This window comes from Prevotella sp. LCP21S3_D2 (assembly GCF_052118345.1).
GTDB lineage: Bacteria > Bacteroidota > Bacteroidia > Bacteroidales > Bacteroidaceae > Prevotella.
Genome location: NZ_JBQKHJ010000081.1, coordinates 1 through 783 on the forward strand (window position 1 = coordinate 1; position 783 = coordinate 783).

1 protein-coding gene is annotated in these 783 nt (G+C 42.4%); it reads left to right on the top strand.

Going from position 1 to position 783, the window contains the following annotated elements:
* Nucleotides 1–145: 145 nt before the first annotated feature.
* Nucleotides 146–484 carry a hypothetical protein gene (locus ACTQ16_RS16670; RefSeq protein WP_441938553.1) on the top strand — a complete coding sequence of 113 codons (339 nt, stop codon included), beginning with the start codon at nucleotides 146–148 and terminating at the stop codon, nucleotides 482–484.
* Nucleotides 485–783 lie beyond the last annotated feature (299 nt).

The window sequence follows — 783 nt, forward strand, 5'->3', positions numbered from 1 at the left end:
GCAAGTGGGTACACCCCGAACCGAACTTTAATTAGCAAGATTTTCAAAGATCTCTCGTGCTTACAGCGTATAGCTGCTTAGCACATTATTGAATTATTAACGAACTATTGATATTATAAAGGTATAACCAAAAAGAAAGAATAAGATGGCAAATAAAATGTCTATATGTATTATCAAATACACCTATACTCGATACGCAGGGGTGGATATCGAAAAATGTACTCGGGGACTATTCGAGTATGTGAAGGAAGAGTTTGGGGAGTTTCAACCACAAATGTCAGAGCCTGGAACTATACCTGATATGCCAGACTATCTGGACATCGTGCTCTGCAAAAAGGACGGAAGTATCTTCTACGAAATGGATATCCAAAGACGTGCCATCAACATCCCACTCGACTTTCAGATGGAAGGATTGGTCCTGGAAATCAATATCACCAACTGCGATGGTACAAAATTCAAGAAGAAACACCAATTCTTAAAATAACCATCCCATGACATACGAAGAATTCAAGCAATTGGCTGAGCATCCACAGCATCGGGATGTTCCTGCCATCTTCAAGCTCGAAGTTTTAGAAAACGGAAGAGCTGGAGGAGAAGAAGCGTTCACATTATCCGAAATACAAGGTGAACACCTATTGTCCGCAAGCCTTCACCACAACCTTGGAGGAGGCTGAGAGACTGATGCACCAGGATGTCCAGTACCGCAAAAAGATGAAGGAGGAAGACGACTATCCGCTGGATACCTTCTGCTATTATATCTCGGAGATTCCGCTGGGACTGTTG